Origin of the sequence: Longimonas sp. (assembly GCF_040409695.1) — a bacterium.
Classification (GTDB): domain Bacteria; phylum Bacteroidota; class Rhodothermia; order Rhodothermales; family Salinibacteraceae; genus Longimonas.
Map to the genome: position 1 here is coordinate 1 of NZ_JARWGJ010000044.1, position 15765 is coordinate 15765.

14 protein-coding genes are annotated in these 15765 nt (G+C 58.1%); 3 read left to right on the plus strand and 11 right to left on the minus strand.

Annotated features, from left to right (window positions below):
- The 3 genes from PPP56_RS02365 to hemA form a co-directional block, all read right to left on the minus strand.
- Positions 1-481, minus strand: a 481-nt coding sequence (locus PPP56_RS02365) for a uroporphyrinogen-III synthase (RefSeq protein ID WP_353562411.1), incomplete at its 3' end; no start/stop codon positions are given.
- A 40-nt stretch (positions 482-521) separates the two neighbouring features.
- Positions 522-1466, minus strand: coding sequence for a hydroxymethylbilane synthase (gene hemC / locus PPP56_RS02370; RefSeq protein ID WP_353562413.1), 945 nt, complete (start codon positions 1464-1466; stop codon positions 522-524).
- Between the two features lie 204 nt (positions 1467-1670).
- Positions 1671-3131, minus strand: coding sequence for a glutamyl-tRNA reductase (hemA, locus tag PPP56_RS02375; RefSeq protein ID WP_353562415.1), 1461 nt, complete (start codon positions 3129-3131; stop codon positions 1671-1673).
- A gap of 466 nt (positions 3132-3597) precedes the next feature.
- Here hemA and PPP56_RS02380 point away from each other — a divergent pair, with 466 nt between their 5' ends.
- Positions 3598-4218 carry a hypothetical protein gene (locus PPP56_RS02380; protein ID WP_353562416.1) on the plus strand — a complete coding sequence of 207 codons (621 nt, stop codon included), beginning with the start codon at positions 3598-3600 and terminating at the stop codon, positions 4216-4218.
- Positions 4219-4369: 151 nt separating this feature from the next.
- Here the strand turns inward: PPP56_RS02380 and PPP56_RS02385 are convergent, their stop codons facing one another.
- From PPP56_RS02385 to PPP56_RS02410, 6 genes are all read right to left on the minus strand, one after another.
- Positions 4370-5299 (minus strand): universal stress protein, encoded by a 930-nt coding sequence (locus tag PPP56_RS02385; RefSeq protein WP_353562418.1) that lies wholly within the window; start codon positions 5297-5299, stop codon positions 4370-4372.
- A gap of 102 nt (positions 5300-5401) precedes the next feature.
- The gene (locus PPP56_RS02390) at positions 5402-6301 is read right to left on the minus strand and encodes a universal stress protein (RefSeq protein ID WP_353562420.1); all 900 of its coding nucleotides are present in this window, start codon (positions 6299-6301) and stop codon (positions 5402-5404) included.
- Positions 6302-6513: 212 nt separating this feature from the next.
- Positions 6514-7386, minus strand: coding sequence for a universal stress protein (locus PPP56_RS02395; protein ID WP_353562422.1), 873 nt, complete (start codon positions 7384-7386; stop codon positions 6514-6516).
- Between the two features lie 67 nt (positions 7387-7453).
- Complete coding sequence (locus PPP56_RS02400) at positions 7454-8425, minus strand: universal stress protein (RefSeq protein WP_353562424.1); 972 nt, start codon at positions 8423-8425, stop codon at positions 7454-7456.
- Between the two features lie 215 nt (positions 8426-8640).
- Positions 8641-9324 carry a class I SAM-dependent methyltransferase gene (locus PPP56_RS02405; protein ID WP_353562426.1) on the minus strand — a complete coding sequence of 228 codons (684 nt, stop codon included), beginning with the start codon at positions 9322-9324 and terminating at the stop codon, positions 8641-8643.
- Complete coding sequence (locus PPP56_RS02410; RefSeq protein WP_353562428.1) at positions 9317-11113, minus strand: M3 family oligoendopeptidase; 1797 nt, start codon at positions 11111-11113, stop codon at positions 9317-9319. The genes PPP56_RS02405 and PPP56_RS02410 overlap by 8 nt, the downstream gene beginning before the upstream one ends.
- A 135-nt stretch (positions 11114-11248) precedes the next feature.
- On the opposite strand from PPP56_RS02410, the gene ytxJ reads away from it, so the two are divergent.
- Both ytxJ and PPP56_RS02420 read left to right on the plus strand, forming a co-directional pair.
- Positions 11249-11593 carry a bacillithiol system redox-active protein YtxJ gene (gene ytxJ, locus PPP56_RS02415; RefSeq protein WP_353562430.1) on the plus strand — a complete coding sequence of 115 codons (345 nt, stop codon included), beginning with the start codon at positions 11249-11251 and terminating at the stop codon, positions 11591-11593.
- Positions 11590-12201 (plus strand): TlpA family protein disulfide reductase, encoded by a 612-nt coding sequence (locus PPP56_RS02420; protein ID WP_353562432.1) that lies wholly within the window; start codon positions 11590-11592, stop codon positions 12199-12201. Before ytxJ ends, PPP56_RS02420 begins: the two co-directional genes overlap by 4 nt.
- A 230-nt stretch (positions 12202-12431) precedes the next feature.
- Here PPP56_RS02420 and PPP56_RS02425 read toward each other — a convergent pair whose 3' ends face one another.
- Positions 12432-12830, minus strand: a complete 399-nt coding sequence (locus PPP56_RS02425; protein ID WP_353562434.1) for a hypothetical protein — start codon at positions 12828-12830, stop codon at positions 12432-12434.
- Between the two features lie 169 nt (positions 12831-12999).
- Positions 13000-15117 (minus strand): glycogen debranching protein GlgX, encoded by a 2118-nt coding sequence (gene glgX, locus PPP56_RS02430; RefSeq protein WP_353562436.1) that lies wholly within the window; start codon positions 15115-15117, stop codon positions 13000-13002.
- Between the last annotated feature and the right edge of the window lie 648 nt (positions 15118-15765).

The window sequence follows — 15765 nt, forward strand, 5'->3', positions numbered from 1 at the left end:
CTTCGGTGAGCGCTTGCGGCAAGGTGTTACGACGACGATTGCCGGAGAGGAAAAGAAGCAACGCAGGCGTATCTGCCATTGTATCTGCTATTGTATCTGCAATGATGCGCCGAGCCAACGCCGTTGCGTTGCCGGCTTCCTGCCCGACGGGCTGCCCGCCCCATGCATCGATCACTGTAGCCGTGCGGGGGCCCGTCACGTAGGTCGGCTTTGCAGTCCATGACGCGTACAGTTTGTGATTGGGGGGCAGTATCTCTTGCAGCGCACGTCCCGCCCGTGGACTGGTACATATGAGCGCGTCGTAGCGAGCGGGGCGCTGCAGTAGCACGCGCAGGGCACGCGGATCCTGCAGGTCGAACGCGAGCACCGGCTGGCATGTCGCGGGGTACGCTATGCTGCGCAGCGCATGCTCGTACGGGTCGTTGCCATCGGCACCCGGGCGTGCCTGTCGAAGCAGAACGGCGAGTGGTTGATCGGGCATGGCCCTGACAGCAGTCTAATTGCTCATTTGGAGTAGGTGCTTATGCCGACGCTGCATTTCGGATGCGAGCGAGCACCTCAGCCCCCCCGGCATCCAGCAGCTCCTCAGCCAGTTCGGCGCCTGCCATAGCCGCCTGCTCGACCGATGCCGTTTTCTGCGCCCGAAACGAGGCGCTCCCGTCGAGCGCTGCTACGCACCCGTCGATCACGAGCGTCCCTTCGCTGTTGAGACGCGCCCACGCCCCGGTGGGCACCTGACATCCGCCCTCGATGCGCTTCATGAACCCTCGTTCTGCCGTGATTGCGGCGTCGGTGTCGAGGTGATGCACGGCGCCCCGCAGCAGCGTACGCAGCGCGCTGTCTTCGGTACGGCAGGTGATCGCCAGTGCCCCCTGCCCCACAGCTGGTACCATCACCTCCGGCGGAATAACGGTCCGAATCACATCTTCACGATCCAGGCGCTTCAGTCCGGCTACAGCGAGCACCATGCCGTGCCAGTCGCTTTCCGCGAGCGTTTCGAGGCGCGAGTCGACGTTGCCCCGTACCGAAACGATGTTCAGATCGTCGCGCCACGCCAGCAGCTGCGCGCGGCGCCGGAGCGATGCTGTAGCCACGGTCGCTCCCTTCGGCAGGTCGTGCAGCCCCTCTGTCGTGTCGGGGTGCCCAACAAACGCATCGAAGGGCGATGCGCGGCGTCCGACCGCGGCAAGCACAATGCCTTCAGGCAGACGCGATGGAAGGTCTTTCAGCGAATGGACGGCACAGTCGATGCGCCCGTCAAGCAAGGCGCGGTCAAGCTCTTTGGTAAAGACCGATTCATCGCCGATCTCCGAAATGGGTACGTCTTGGATGCGGTCGCCCCGTGTAGAGATGCGCTGCAACGTACTTTCGTGGCCATGTCGCTGCAGGCGACGTTGCATGCGACGGGTCTGCCAGAGCGCGAGCGTGCTTCCACGCGTACCGATGACCATTTCGGAACGAGACATATAGGAATGAGAACAGCAGTAAAGAAGGTACGAGCCGATCGGAGGCGTTTATCCCTCGTGTCCGTCTATGTTCTTCGAACCCGTTGCCAGCGTTCACTCAGGCTTCCGCCCAAACGGTCTGTAGACGCTCAGAGATGCATGTTCCGCCAGATTCGCACGTTGCTTTAGGTTCGCGACGACGTTCCTTCATTCGCCGCAGTCGATTTAAGAGGGATGCGGAGCGCGCAGCAGGGCACTGATATGATCGGCAGAATCTGACATGACATCTTCATACGGGCACTGCGCTTTGGATTCGGTAGAATCTCGTTCTGCGTGGTGCTCGGTTGCCCCGTGTCGAGGAGTATCGGAAAGTGAGGGTGTGCTTGTATCACTGCGTTCTGGCAGCATGTCCGATTCTTCTTTGTGATCGGCCCGCGTAAAGAGCGCATGCAACAGACGGATCCCGTGCACAAAGTTGATGCTATCGGGGTCTACATTTTTGAGTCGTACGATGGGCACGGCGAGCAGCTTCTGCATGATCGACTGCGTGAGACGATCGATCTCGGCGCGGTCCATGCCCTCAATGCGATGCGCATGGCGCTCTACTTCCTTCGAACGGATGCCCTCAAAGGTGTTACGAATAGCCTGGATTGCAGGCTGCAGCGCCTGCTGATGAAAGACCCACGTCACAAAGTCGCTAAGTAGCTCCTCGCAGATCGCTTCAGCGCGTGGTATTTCAGAGCGCCGCTGCGCCTGAACGCTGGACGTCCAGTCTTCGATGGAATCCATGTCGCGCACCACATAGTCTGCGTTGTCGTTGAGCGCAGGAGAAACGTTGCGCGGCACGGCAACATCTATCACGAATGCAGGCAACGGTTTGTAGGGACGTTCAGGGGCATTGCCAGGGGTCAGGACGGGCTCGGGGGCTCCGGTTGTGACGACAACGATGTCGGCATCTTGGAGCGCCTCATTGCGCGCGTCCCACGCAACAACATCGACGCCATGGTGCTGCGCTGCCAGCTCGTGCGCTGCCGATCCAGTTCGGTTTGAAAGCGTCACCGAAGTCGGTGCGTAGTTGGTCAGGGCATGAAGAGCGAGCGCACCCATTTTACCCGCACCGAGCACAAGCACATCTTGCTCGCTCAGATCACTAAATCCGTACTGAGCAAAGAACTCCTCAGCCATCGCAACAGCGGCTGTGGAGATTGATGCAGAGCCGTTGGAAAGGCTCGTTTCATGTACCACACGCTTGGCTGCCCGGAAGGCCGTGTGCATGAGGCGGTGCATCAGCGAATGCACACTGTTATGGTCGATCGCATGCTGGTAGGCCTCTTTCACCTGCGAAAGGATCTGTCCGTCACCAACGACGACCGAATCCAGTCCGCTGGTAACGTGCAGGACGTGTCGAATAGCCGCTTCGTCTTGCAGCATGAAGGCATCGCCCGAGGGCCACGAAGAAAAACCGGCATGCTGAGCAAGAACATGCTGTACGTGCATGCAATCAGCAAAGCGCCCGTAAAGATATACTTCGGTACGGTTGCATGTAGAAACAAGCACAATCTCAGCATCTTCGCTCAGATCGAAGTGCTCGTACATGCGCGCCTGGGCCTCAGTCGACGCGCTAAACGCCTCCGTGACATCTACAGACGACGAAGTATGGTTGACACCGAATGCATAAAACGTCATGCAGCAAAGGGGCTCGATGAGCTCTGGGATATGACAAAAGTTACAACGGTATTGCAAATACACTGGTTCAATAACCAGGGGTGAATAAAAAATGAACGGGTCGGGGTGGCGCCCAGTGGCATTCATTTGCCGCAGATCTCTTCACGTATCATGTGTACCCTGCTCGCTGAACACGACTGCACACATCCAGACTCATCCATTTCTACCTATGGAATGTGTTGTTATGGCGCCTACACGTACGCCAATGGATTACAGCGCTTGCGTCCTGTCCTCGTGCCTCTCGGTCGCGTTGGCGCACGACACGACCGGTTGTCTACTGTACTGTAAGGGCACGCGATGTGTCTCTTTCCCTTTTGCTGGATTCGAACAGTAAAGGCTATTACCCCATGCATCGCTTGCAGCCTGCCCCCTCCCGAAGAGGCTGTGCCCGCTGCTCTGTTCCCCCCTTATGTTACGAATGTACCCCATGATTCGCTTTCTTAACGTTATCGGACTTGTTTTAGGACTCCTCACGTTTGGAGCGCTTGTTGGCATGTTTGTCGACCTGGAGCGCATCACATTCTGGGCGATTGGTCTTGGAAGCGGCATTGGTATGCTTCTTATCTGGGCTCCCCTGTACCTATATGCGCAGTCGCGGGCACGTACCGCTCACAAACAGGCAATGTCAACACAGCCGGCCACGGTTCGACCTGCAAGCCCTGCCGTCTGGGGGTTGGGGATTTTCTTTGCTGTCTCAACGTTGCTCTTCATTGTCAGCCTCTTGCAGATTATGGTTGCTGGCAACGCTGATTGGGCCAATACAGGCATCGCTGCTTTTATTGCTGCGGCTATCGCCGGACCGCTCATGATCGTTGCCCGTGCTATCAGCAAAACGCCTGCCAGCAAACCCAGCCCACAAGACGCAGAACCCTTTATCCCTGAGGAGGAGCTTCCCACACCGCTTTCGGAGACCTCTGAAGGTGAAATGGATGCCGAAGACCGCTTTTCAGGTATCGAGGCCTTTCGGAAAGAAGTCGAAGACTACGAGTCCGACCCGCTTTCTTGGCCCTACGATGCCGACAGTGAGGAGACCAAGGTGCCGCGCTGATGCCTCGCATGCCATCTGGCATGCCGTGCCGGCTCTGCAGCACTCCCCCCACTCGCTAACCCACACCTGGGTTCTTTAGGGGGGGCGTGCCTGAGCACGAACAAGCACCTGGGCACGCAATGCCCATCGCAATGGCACCCACGCAATGGCGTTATGCGTCGCCGTCTGTGGACGTGGCCCGCAGGGTCATGACAGGGCATGAAGCCATCCGCAGAAGGCGGCGCGTTGTGCTTCCCAGCAAGAGACGCTTAAGTGCAGATTGACCGCGTGTAGCAATTACGGCCAGGTCCATCCCTTTTCGTTCGATAAAGTCAAGCACAACCGCGGCCGGCTGTCCTTTCTCAATGTGGATCTCGTGCTGAACCGATGGCCCATCGGCATGGTCAATCATATGCTGCAGGGCCGCGCGGCTGTTTTCGACGATCTCTTTCGGCATATCCATCTGCTTAAGACCTGGAAGGCCGGTGTCGCTAAACACGGGTACGGTGCGCGACTCGGCAACAAAAACCAGATGGAGCACCGCGTCGAACGCGGCCGCTATATGGCGTGCATGCAGATACGCTTGATGCGAGTGCGGCGAAAAGTCGACCGGCGCAACAATTTCGTCGAGCGGCTCCCGTCCTGTTACCCACGGAGGCGTTTCCGCAGCTGTAAGCACCGGACACGGCGCCTCCTCGATCACCTCGCTGGCCACACGCCCAAGCGCATGCGGACTGCGATCGGTCTGCCCACGGGCTCCGATCACAATCAGGTCCATGCCGCGCTCCTCAGCATACTCGCGAATGGTAGCAGACACGTCGAAGCTTAGCTGCATCGAGACGTGCGTGTTGACCTCCACATCGGGGTTATCGGGGACCATCTCGTGCAGCATCTGGCCTGCCTGCTGCTTGATCGCTTTACGTAGGGCTGTCGCACGCTCTTTTGCATCCTCAATGCCATACCAACTGGCATCCATATTATCAACAACGTGCAACACATGGAGCGTCGCCCCAAACCGCTCGGCAAAAAGAAGAGCTTGCTTAAACGCGTTTTGCGATGTATCCGAAAAATCGGTAGCTACAAGAATGTTATTTAACGTCATAAGAGCAGTGGATATATATGTAACTCAATGAAAGACTGCATACGGGCAAGCCCCTCGGTCTGCCTCGTGCGAGGCCGAGCGTTGCTAACTACGCGCAAACCGTCAGGTAGGAAGTAGCGACCGGCTTTCTTGCTGAAGGGTGAGCACCGGACACGCAGCATGGCGCACAATCCGCTCCGCCACGCTCCCCATAAGCAGTCGGTTTAGCCCCTCGCGACCATGAGTGCCCATCACAACCAGGTCCGCTGATTCCTCTTCGATCGCTTCTAAGATCTGCTGCGGCGGATACCCGACGCGCACCTCGGCGCGCGCATGTTCAATACCCACATGCTTCTTGAGCAGCTCTGCGAGCGCACTTTCGACATCGGGCTGCACGGCTTTAGCATCGACTTGCTTTGGCGCTACGCCATAGGCCATAGGCAGCACTACTTCCTCAATCGCATGAAGCGCCACAATCTCAGCGCCGTACGTCATGGCCAGTTCGTAAGCATGCTGGAGCGCACGCTCCGACGCCTCCGAGAAGTCAATCGGCACCAGAACGCGGCGAAGGGTCTTTGAAGGCGACGTCGTAAGCGCCTTTCGAACGGTGAGCACCGGACATGGCGCCTGGCGCACCACCTCTTCGGCGACGCTTCCGAGAAGCATACGGTCTACGCCACGGCGTCCGTGTGTACCCATCACAACCAAGTCGGTATCATGCTCCTCTGCATATGAGAGGATATATTTTCCGGGAACAGCCCCTTCCTTTTGGGTCTGCACGAGGGTCAGATCCTCTACCGAAAACTGGTCTATCCCCGCCTCACGCAGCCACTGGCCTAATGCGTCTGGCTCCACAGGAAACTCTTTGCGCAGGTCTTCAAAGTTATACAGGTGACGCCCCGCCACATTGAGGATGTGGAGGTCAGCACCATGCAGGTACGCCATAGACGCTGCGTACGGAAACGCGCGCTTGGCCCCTTCTGAGAGATCTGTAGGGTAAAGGATACGATCTATGGCAAGCATATGAGTATAAGCGGTATATGAAAAGAAACCGACGACCCGAGTACGCACCTCTATGATAGCTACAACGTGCATCTCGCATCGGCTGCGAACTTCCTACATGCCTTGTCAGTGCGCAGACCACCTTCTCTGTGGGGGAGCCCCCCACAGACCACCTTCGAGAAATGGGGCGTTGCCTTCCATCTGTCGTCCGATAAAGCGGGAGACACGTGCCTCTATTTCTGACCCGGTCGTCGGGCCGTGAGTACCGGACATGGGGCCTGACGCACCACTTTCTCTGCTACGCTTCCCAGCAGAAAGCGGGCAATCCCTGTGCGCCCAACCGTTGCGATTGCGATCAGGTCGACCTGGTCGTTCTCTGCCAGCGCAAGAATCTCCTCCGCCGGGTTTCCGCTGCGAATCCGCGACTCTACCTCAACGCCTTGCTCGCGCAGCATGTCGGCCTCTCGGCTCAGACGTTCGGTGATACGTGCCCGCACAGGCTCTGAGTCCGTGATCATCGGATCGATACCGTAGGTCGTTGGCACGGCTATGTCTTCCAGAACATGAAGCAGCGTGACGCGCGCGCCGTATCGTTTCGCAAAAGCAGTGGCCTGCTCTGTTACAATATGCGTGTGCGACGAGAAGTCAATCGGTGCCAGAATGTGGTCGATCGACTGCTGCGGGGAGCGATGCGTCTGTTCGCGTATGGTCAAGACCGGGCAGTGGGCGTGGCGTACCACCTTCTCTGCCACGCTTCCCAGCATAGCCCGGTGCACGCCGGTGCGCCCGTGCGTTCCCATAACGATGAGGTCAACCTCTTCTTGCCTGGCGTACCGCACAATGCCATCGGGCACCGACGGATGCGTGACCGATCGTTTGACTACCGGGTACGGCGTATCGTTGAGTACATCCGGCGCCGGTATCGACGCCTCCGACTCAAACGACGCCAGCTCAAGCGAGTCGACGGGCCCTTCGTCGGATGTGTATACGTGGATGAAATGCAGCGTCGCGTTGTGTTCGTTGGCCAGGAAGCGGGCGTGTTCAAGGGCCCACGACGCAGGCCCTGCCCCATCAGTCGGTACAAGAATGCGTTCGATCGTGTCCATGGGCATGCTTGGTCAGAGTAAAAAAGGTAGACGTTACTACACTGCAGGAGGCGCTATGCCGTAGACGCTATGGTGTAGACGCATCTGCTGCTGATGCATCTGCTGCTGCCTCCTCCGTCGCCAACAAGCTGCGTCCGTGCACCTTTACGGTAAGTACCGGGCACCGGGTGTGCCGTACCACCTTTTCCGTAACGCTACCCAGCCTAAAGGTCGTGCCTCCGGTACGCCCATGCGTTGCCATCGCCACCAGGTCAACGTCTTCCTCCTTGGCCACTTTAGAGATGAGCCGCGCTGCACTCCCTACGTCGACCCGTGTTCGCACCACAATGTCCTTGTATGCCGGCACCTGTAGGGCCTCTTCTACAAAGCGATCAAGCTTCGCCAGCGCCTTGGTTTCAATGTCGGGGTCGATGTCGTGCACCGACTGCACGCCCCCCACGTAGAATGCCGGATGCAGCGTATCTTCAAGAACATGGTGCACGAACAGGTCGGCATCCAGCAGATCGGCTACAGCAGCCGCATGTAAAAGCGCTTCCCGAGAATGCGTTGAGAAGTCGACCGGCACGCCAATGGTCTGAATGGGATCCGGCGCGTCGGCCATGTCTACGGGTTCGCCCCGCACGGTCAGCACCGGACATGCAGCATAGCGTACGACCTCTTCAGCCACGCTTCCCATGATCATGCGGCGCATTCCACGCCGCCCGTGCGTGCCCATCACAATCAGATCGATATCGTGGTCTTCCGTATACTCCAGAATGGCTGGCGCAGCCGCCACGTCGCGTACCACCGCCTCCTTAAGGTCTACGGCCCCTTTGCTCATGTCGTTGCCCTGCACGTGGCGGAGTTGCTCACGCAGCTGCTTCATTGTGCCGCGCTCGGCCTCGACCGTTTCCTGGTCTATGTTCTGATGCAGAACCTTGGCATGTACCACATGCAGTGTAGCTCCCGTACGCCGTGCCCAGTCCAGTGCATACTGCAGGGCCCGATCAGAGGTTGACGAGAAATCGCGCGGCACGAGAATGTGATTAAGATCAAGCATAATAGTTTGTTATGCTAAGCAACATCAGTGAGAAGGTATGTCCATGCTTTCTTTTTGAGAATAGGGCGCAGGGCGTTATTTTGCAATACCGCCCCCCCTGTTCGTAGTCCGCTTTTGGTTAAACCGTATAACCGTATAGTTAAGCCGTTCCCCTTCAGGGCGTTGGATGCGCAGCGTGGCGCCCTCAGATGCGCTGCCAACGACCTTGCAGCTGCTTATGCTTCGCGGATTGCATGAAGTTGGATGAGCGCCGCATGGCCTCGCAGCACCGGTCCTTGCTGTACGCGCCGATCTACGGCGGCGCACTGGCGGATCGTATCCCTCGCAAAGGCTTCTTGCAGTTCACCCGGGACCACGTAGCGGTCGGGTTTTGAGGGCCCGATGCGGTCGTACGCATCGTTGGCGTGGTCGCCGCGAAACCAGAGTCCGATGATGTGTCCTCCCGGACGCACGGCTTTACGCAGGCATTTGTACATCTGCTTTCGCTCTGCAGGCAGCAGCTGCACGAAGGCTATCACGGCCGCGTCATACGTTTTTCGGGGCTGCCAGGCACGTACATCGGCATGCAAGGCTGCGAAGGGGAGCTGCTCCTGTGCTGCACAGGCGGCAGCGGTGTCGAGTGCGCTCGTTGCAAAATCGAGCACGGTGAGGGTGCCTTCACAGGCCGCCACCTCGGCAAGCGTGTTGCGACCGTCTCCGCCCCCTACGTCGATCACCGATGGCGCGCGCGGGAGCTGACGCAGTGCATCCGCCAGAAACGGGTCTGGCGCTTCTCCAAAAAGACGTTCGTGTGCCCGGTAGCGCTCATCCCAAAACGATGGCTTGCTGCTCTCACGTTGGTTATTCTCGGGTTGGTTGCGAACGCGCCCAGCAGGGTTGTTTGCGGGATAATCAGGCATGTGCAGCAGGCGATACAGTGTCGGAGAGCGATTCGGCGCGGTCGATGAGGGCCTCAACCTCTACGAGCCCCTCCTCCCAGAAATCCGGATTCGTGAGGTCGACGCCCATGCGCTCCATCAAGCGGTGTGGCCATTCGGACCCGCCCGCTTCGAGCACCGACAGGTAGCGATCGGCGAATCCGTCGGGGGCTTCCTGGTAGCGGGCATAGAGCGCAAGCACGAGCAGCTCGCCAAAGGCATACGCGTACACATACCCCGGCGTATGCAGAAAGTGCGGGATGTAGCTCCACCAGTGGCGATAGTGCTCTCCCAGCGTGACGCTTCCATCGAACATGGCGCGCTGCGTCTCCATCCAGTGCTTGGCAAACGCGTCGGGCGAGAGCTCGCCCTCGTTGCGGCGATGCGTGTGAATCCGATCTTCAAACCGGTTCATAGCCACCTGCCGGAATACCGTGGCCATGGTGTCGTCTATCTTGCTGACAAGCAGCGCCAGCCTGTCTTCGGGCGTATCTTGCGTCTCCATCAGCTCCTGAAAGACGAGCATCTCCCCGAACACAGAAGCGGTTTCGGCAGTGGTGAGCGGCGTGCTCTGTTGCAGAACGCCCTGGCCCCGTGAAAGGTACTGATGCACGCCGTGGCCCAGTTCGTGGGCCAGCGTCTGCACATCGCGCGAGCGCCCGGTGTAGTTCATGAGCACATAGGGATGTACGCTGGGTACGGTGCCGTGACTGAAGGCGCCACTGCGCTTTCCGTCGGCAAGAGAAGCGTCGACCCAGTTGCGCTCAAAGAAGCGGCGTGCGATGTTGGCCATCTTCGGGTGGAAGCGCCCGTAGGCGTCGAGCACGAGCGAGCGGGCATCGTCCCACTCGTACGTGGTCGTTGCCTCTTGGATGGGCGCATACCGGTCGTAGTCGTACATGGTATCGAGCCTGAGCAGCTTCTTTTTGATCTGGTAGAAGCGTCCCGAAAGGTCGTAGCGCCCCGTAACGGCTTCGATCAGCGCCTCGACCATTTCGTGCTCTACCTGGTTCGACGCGTTGCGCGCCTGTAGCCAGTGGTCGTACCCGCGCAGGCGGTCGGTTGAGGCTTTGTCGGCGAGCACCGTGTTGAAGACAAAGGTAAGCGGACGCTGCTGCTCGACGAGTCCTTCGGTGAACGCCTCTGCCGCTGTACGCCGCACGTCGCGATCGGGCTCGTAGAGCTGCGACAGGATTTCCTGCTGCGACATCTCGTCTCCATCTACCGTGTAGCGCTGGCGACTCAAGGTTTCATCAAAGAAGCGCGTCCAGGCGCTATGGCCGGTCACGTTTTTTTCGGAGAGCACCTGCTCTTCCGGCTCACTCAGCACATGCTCGGCCTGCTTATGCTCAACTTCGAGGTAGTGCTTGTAGTCTGACAGGGCTTCGTCGTTGTACAACGCTTCGGCACGGGCATCGTCGACCTGAGCCCATTCGACTTCCACGAAGAGCACCTGCTGCTGAATTTGTGCATATTGTTCGCGAACGTGTTGCAACAGTGCGCCGCGTTCATCGTCATTGGTATCTGTAGCCCACCGCAAGAACGCATACGCGTGCGCTCGACCGGCTCGATCCATAAGCGTTTCGTACGTATCGAGCATCGACGCCAACGCATCAGCATTGTAAGTAGCCACCTGCCCGCGATGCGTACTGGCAAACGCCTGCGCGTCTTTCTGTAACGCCTCCACGTCGCTTCGCAACGCACCTGGGGTGGCGTAGAGATCCGTTAGATCCCACTGAACATCGTCGGCAGAGGTTGTCGGTTGGGCCATGATCGCCTGGTTGCCTTGTTAAGAAGAAAGAATGCGGCCGAGAACGGCGTGGTAATTGCGTGTAACTGTCAACGCTTCACCCTTCACTTTGTTGATTGACTTTTGGATTGGAATTAGTTCTGCATGAGCACTGAAATGACTTCGCTTACGTCTCTATCTGATTGGGAAGCGGCCCGCCAGGCTTCCCAGAAGCAGCCCGTATTGATCTATAAGCACAGCGCAACCTGCCCGGCCAGCGCCTGGGCCGAACGCAACGTGCGAACGTGGCAGGCCGACCACGACGACTATCCTGTATATCGCGTGGTTGTGCAGTCTGCACGCGAGGTGTCGGACCAGATCGCCGATGATCTTAGTCTACGTCACGAAACCCCACAAGCCATCTTCGTACATCAGGGCGATGTGGTGGCGCACGAAAACCACCATGGCGTGTCTGCTGAACGGCTCACGAAAGCTCTTCACCACCTCAAAATTGACCTATGATTTCTTTTCGCGCCCTCCTTTCGCTTTTGCTCGCCGGAATGCTGGCGGTTGGTGTTGGATGCACGTCTGACAACGACCGTCCGGATCCGGCTGACGCGCCTCGCACCATTGGGCCAAGTACCGACGGCGAGGGCTATCCGGCGATTCAGCAGTCAGCTCTTGAAGAGCCTTTCCCAGCGCCTTCCCTTACCCTGGAAACAATGGACGGCGACCAGATCACGCTTGACGCGGTCGACGGCGTCGCTGTAGTCAACTTCTGGGCAACCTGGTGCCCGCCCTGCCGCCACGAGATTCCCGACCTGATCGATCTGCAGAACGAGTATGGCGACAAGGGACTTGTGGTCCTGGGCATTTCGCGCGACAACGAGGGCGCTGAGGTCGTTACGCCGTATGCCGAAGATATGGAGATCAACTATCCGCTCGTGGTGGGCCAGGACGATGGCCTGGAAGAAGCGCTTGGATCCATCTATGCCCTGCCTACAACGCTCTTAATCAGTCCTGATGGCATGGTGACGCACCGCATCATGGGACTATTTGACGTGGATTCGCTCCGTGAGCAGCTCGACACGTGGCTTGATGCGGATGCCGCGGTTGCTGATCGCTCGTAGACAAGACCGCACGAAATGGAAGATCCGCTCTGCCCCTCGCAATGTTTCTTGACTTACAGGAAGCGCCCCCCCTGACACGCTGCATTGAGATACAAGCAAGGTCAGGGGGCCTGTGACCTAAGGACCTACCAGCCAACAGACAAGAGAGCTTCAGCCATTTCTACACGTGAACTTACACATGTGAGATCAGCATATGTGAAGAGGGCATAGTAAATAGTAACACGACCGTGTTACTCGTCCTCCTCTTCTTCGATCGTCCCCTCACGGGAACGTAGGTAGTCTTCGATGCTCCCTACGACGATGCGTGTTTCTTCGTCGACTTCGACATCTTTGACATCGCCCGCACGAATTAGCTTTTTGATCTTCTTACGGTCGATCTGCTTCAAGATGTGACGCGCCTCGGTGCGGCTCACAACGTCTTCGCGGTACTCCTCTGCAAACGAGCGCAAAAAATCGAGCGAGTCGTCAGAGATTGTGATCATGCGCACCTCCTCGTTGCTATCGGAGAGCGACCAATCTAACTCGGCATCGATCAGGTGACGATCGATCCACCGTACAATGGTCTGCTTTGAAAGCTGAACGTCGTTGGAGAGTTCGTCCAGCGGGATGGTATTCACCTTTTGCGGCATGGAGTACGTAAAAACGTAAGATCAAATATAGCGTATTAAGGAGTCGCTTTCAATGCGGATAGGGGCATTTTGTTCCTCTACAGGAATACAGCCACATCGCTTTCTCGCCCCTGTAACCGCGCATGCTTTGTTTGTCTTGAGGGGCTGTCTTTCTCTTCACCGCTGCACGTCAATCCGATTCGATTTCGGCGCGCATTGCCGTTAGCGTATGTCCGGGCAGCCGCAAGAGCCCACCAGGAGCATAACGGGTCTGCGCGGTCGCCAGCCCCTCACGGAGTTCTGGTACGACGACCCACCGCAGGCACGTGCCGTCCATGACGTGCTCGTTCTCGGGCAAGTGCACCGTTCGCTGCTCATCATTCTGGTTCATCACAACGAAGAACGTATCGTCACGCACCGGAGTACCCCGCCCGTTTTTGCGTGAAAGAACGCCTCGGAGAATAAACCCAAATGTTGTGAGGTGACTGTTGTCCCAGTCGCCGCTGTTCATTTCGCGTCCGTCAGGGTGCCACCATACGGCATCGCTGATCCCTTTTCCTTCCGGGCCGCTCAGGAAGTGGCGGCGCCGGAAGCTCGGGTGCCGCTTCCGGAATGCGGTAAGGCCCTGCACGAACTCCAGAAACTTTTCTTTTCGAGGCGTCAGGTTCCAGTCGTACCAGGTGGTTTCGTTATCCTGGCAGTACGGGTTGTTGTTGCCTCCGCGCGTGTGCGAGAGCTCATCACCGCCGAGGATCATGGGCACGCCCTGCGATAACAGCATCATGCCCATGAGGCTGCGTTTGCGACGCTCCCGGCAGGCCAGCACAACCGGGTCTTCTGAAGGGCCCTCCACACCACAGTTCACGCTGAGGTTGTGATCATGGCCGTCCCGGTTGTCTTCCATGTTGGCTTCGTTATGCTTCTCCTCGTAGCTTACGAGATCTTCAAGCGTAAACCCATCGTGAGCAGTTATGAAGTTAATGGATGCGAACGGGCGTCGCCCAGAGCGTTCGTACAGATCGCTGGATCCGGTAACGCGTGTCGCGATCTCACCATTCTGCCCCCGATCGCCGCGCCAGAAGCTACGCACCGAGTCGCGGTAGCGCCCGTTCCACTCGGCCCACTGCCACGGAAAGCCCCCCACTTGATAGCCGCCCGGCCCCACGTCCCACGGCTCAGCGATCAGCTTCACCTGGCTGATCACCGGATCCTGCTGGATGATCTTGAAGAACGGGGCGAGCATGTCAATGTCGTAGAGCTCGCGCGCCAGCGTCGACGCCAGGTCGAACCGGAAGCCGTCTACGTGCATCTCTTCAACCCAGTACCGCAGGCTATCCATGATCATCTGAAGCACGTATGGATCGCCGGGGTCAAGAGTGTTTCCCGTTCCAGTGTAGTCGATATGATACCGCTTCTGGTCGGGATTCAGCTTGTAGTAGGTCTTGTTGTCGATGCCCCGAAACGAGAGCGTCGGCCCCAGCTCACTGCCTTCGCATGAATGGTTGTAGACCACATCGATAATGACTTCGAGTCCGGCTGCGTGTAGCGAACGCACCATCATCTTAAAGTCGCGCACCGCCGAGATCGACCCATTACTCGCGTACGAGGGCTCCGGCGCAAAATAGGCCAGTGTGTTGTATCCCCAGTAGTTGGTGAGTCCTTTCTGGACCAGGAAGTGATCATTCAGCTTTGCATGCACCGGCAGCAGCTGCACGGTGGTGATGCCCAAGCTCTTGAAGTGGTCGATCATCGGCTCGGAGGCCAGCCCCAGATAGGTACCCCGCAGCGAGGGCGGCACGTCTGGGTGCCGCTGGGTAGCGCCTTTTACGTGGGTCTCGTAGATAACCGTCTCTTCCCACGGGATGCCCGGCGACTGGTCGCGCTGCCACGCAAACGTTTCTTCAACAACAGCCCCAAGCGGCGCATAAGGGGCGCTGTCTTCGTCGCTAAACGAAAGATCAGCCCGAGCGTCTGACGTGTCGTAGCCGTAGAGGCTTGAATCCCACGACAGCGGCCGGCCGATGGCTTTCGCATAAGGGTCGAGCAGGACCTTGTTGGGGTTGAAGCGCTGCCCTGCCTCTGGATTGTAAGGGCCGTATACCCGGTATCCGTAGAGCTGTCCTGGACGCAGGTTTACGATGTATCCGTGCCACATCGGGCCGGTCTGCTCGGGCAGCTCAAAGACGTGGCTGGGCCGGTCGTCGTTGGCGTTCTCAAACAACAGTAGTTCTACCTTGTCGGCATGCGCGCTGTGCAGCGCGAAGTTCACGCCGATGCCATCCCACGTTGCCCCACGCGGATATGGCATGCCCGCGCGGATTCGCAGTCCGTCTTGCACGCGCTTCTCAATCTCCACATCCTGCGGAGTCACGATCTCTTCTTCGAACATCACTTTCTTGGGTATTGAGTAAACAACACAGGCGCTGCACAGTGCAGTCAGCCCGGCAGTGAGCCTGCTATCTGGATGCTGCCGAAACAGCTTACGTTAATTCTTCCTTGCTTGGTACGTAGGCGGCCCGCTTTTCTGCGTCGCTTCTGGCGCATTGATCCTACTCTTTTGAGCAAGCAGCCCGCTCGTTTATCGTTGCCCGTCTCCACCACACCCTTGTCTACCATTCTGTGCGGTTTTGTACGGTTTTGTACAGTGCCATTCACGCATAGCGTGGCAACGCGGCATCTATCCATTTTCAGCAACCTACGACCGTCGCCTGCACGATCCAGAACAGGCAACTGGTGGCCGCTAAGCTTCTCATAAGGCTTTTAAGTGGATCCACAAAAGAACCTTTGATTATGTCATTGCGAGGAGCACCAGCGAGGAAGTGCTTTTAGCATGCAATCTTGTGCCTTCCAAGTAGGGTAAACCGCTCTAACTGACGCATGAGATCGCCGCGTCGGTCGCACGCTCCCTCCTCGCGATGACAAGGTGTAAACGTACTTTTGCTGGGCTACTTAACTA